Annotated in this window: 2 protein-coding genes; both read left to right on the forward strand. The window is 70.4% G+C overall.

Annotation, left to right across the window (positions count from 1 at the left end):
• Positions 1–897 precede the first annotated feature (897 nt).
• Positions 898–1,614 carry an XRE family transcriptional regulator gene (locus ACWFR3_RS46725; RefSeq protein ID WP_453740806.1) on the forward strand — a complete coding sequence of 239 codons (717 nt, stop codon included), beginning with the start codon at positions 898–900 and terminating at the stop codon, positions 1,612–1,614.
• Positions 1,615–1,630: 16 nt separating this feature from the next.
• The coding region (locus ACWFR3_RS46730; RefSeq protein WP_453740807.1) for a M20/M25/M40 family metallo-hydrolase at positions 1,631–2,263 on the forward strand (633 nt) is incomplete at its 3' end.

A 2,263-nucleotide genomic window follows, 5' to 3' on the forward strand; every position in this document is an offset into this window, starting at 1 on the left:
TCCGGTGCTCGGCGTCGCTCACGCTGATCGTGTCCTCTCCGGGGTTCTGGCCGCGCCGATGGGCGGGCCGGTCAGCCGTCTACCCCGGCCGGGCGGGCTGTCACTTCCCGCACGCGGCCCATCCGACAGGACCACGCGCGAGGGCCTACCGGCGCCGGCGCTGACGCGGCACCGACGTACGCGCCGCACACGCCTCATGCACCGTGAAAGCAGCCCCGCCCGCAGAGACCGAGACCTCCACGACGACCGCGGTCTTCTCCCCCGCGGTAACGGCTGATCGCAGAGCAGGCAGTGCCGCGCACCCTCACCGCTCACCGCCGCACCTCCCTCAACACCCGGCGCGGCGGGGAGCACGCGGTCTCGACGTCGTACACCACGTCGGTGAGCGGAACACCCCCGCGTCGGCGGGGAGCACGACTTGCTGGTCGTGGCGGTGGTGCGGTTCTCCGGAACACCCCCGCGTCCGTGGGGGTGTTCCGCTCGAAGTCCACGTCCGGGGCGCCGGCAGGCAGTCTTCTCCACCGGCAAGACAGGCCGACGCCGTGACTGACCGCGAAGCCTGCCTCCGAGATCCGCGACGTGAGAGAGACGATGGCCACCTACGCTGGCCAGATTCCATGCTGGGCCTCGCAAATGCCAACCGGGAGGAGCAGAAGAGCAGCTGGCTCCTCGGAACGACTGCACCAGTCCGAACATCATGCTCCTTCCGGTCCTGGTCTCTCCTCCATGACCGGACACTTCAAGGTGAGATCACACGTAAAGCGGAGGGCCTGCGAGCTGCTGAACGGCCCCGTTCAGGGATGAATTCATGCGCAGCGACGGATCGGGAAGAGGGCGGTGTTCGTGATCGCGGGCAGCAGCGACTCAGCGCTCAGGCGGGCCAGAGGTGCGCGGAACATGACGCTGGAGGAGGCCGCCGACGAGCTGAACGCGATCACCGGCGGGGCGACGGACGCCAGTTTGATGAGTGCGTGGGAGTCGGGGCGGCGCCGTACGGGCAAGCGGAACCGCGCCGGTTTGTGCCAGCTGTACCGCGAACGCCCGGAGGTCTTGTTCGCACACCAGGACGGCGCGGCCACCAGCGTGCTGGAGACGTCTGGCACCGCGGTGGTCGTCGAAGTCCTCACCCGCTGGACAGACTTGGTCGAGGCGATGGTCGGCGTCGTCGCGGGAGCGCGTGAACAGCTGGTGGTCACCGGGAGCCGGTCGCGGGAGAAGGCTTATCTCGCGGCGATCGAGACGGCCGTGGCCCAGCATCCTGATCTCGTGCATTACCGCGTGCTCTACGGGCCGCCGCGGCATCGGGCGCTCGCCGACCATCTGGCGCGTCTGCTGGAGCTGCGCGATCCGGCCGCGCGCCGTAACGGCATCAAGACGCTGCACATCGGGGTGGTGGAGCCCGCCGGGGCACTGGAGCGCTTCTTCGTCGCCTCGGAGACGGCCGCGGTGGTGCCGCTGCCGTCATTCCACGGGGCGGAAGGATTCGACTGCGGCGTTTTACTCAGTCGCGAGGCAGCGGTGGGTTTGGTCCACCATGGGCGGGAGGCGTGCGCGTCCGCACGGCTGGTGGAGACGATCGAGGCCGTCCGCGCGCTGCCGGTTCGGCACAACTGACGTGGTGGGGAGAACTGTGAGCGAGGACCTTCAGCAGCAGGCCCAGGCCCGTACGGCCTCTGTGGTGGAGCTCGCCCAGGCGCTGGTCAAGCGACCGAGCAGAGGCGGAATCGACGACTACGGGTCTGTCCTGGGTGTCCTGGAGGACTGGCTCGCCGCGCACGGCCTTCCGCACCGTCATCTACGCGGTGGGGCAGGTGAGTTGGTCGGGCTGCTGGTGGAGATCCGCGGAGGCCGCCCGGGCGCCTGGTGGACGCTGGACGCGTGCCTGGACACCGCCCCGTACGGTGACGAGGGTGCCTGGTCCTTCCCGCCCGCCTCCGGGGACGTGGTGGACGGCTGGCTGCAGGGGCGCGGGGCCGCGGATTCCAAACTCGCCGCGGCGATGTTCTGCCACATCGCCGCCGACCTCGCGCCCCGTGCCGGGAGCCTGCGCGGAGGACTCGCCGTGCTGCTGGACGTGGATGAGCACACCGGCGGTTTCGGCGGTGCCCGCGCCTACCTCGCCGACCCGCAGGCCCCCCGCCCGGCCGGGGTGATGATCGGCTACCCCGGCCTGCCGGGCGGCCCGGTCGGCGGCTGTCCGGCGCCAGTAGTAGAAGCTCGAGCGGCTGATGCCGAGGATGCTGCACAGCCGCTTGACGCCGTA

Source organism: Streptomyces sp. NPDC055189, from assembly GCF_053606765.1.

Bases quoted from the DNA above. Each gene is read 5' to 3' on its own strand.
- ACWFR3_RS46725 (WP_453740806.1), top strand. From the start codon at position 898: ATGACGCTGGAGGAGGCCGCCGACGAGCTGAACGCGATCACCGGCGGG.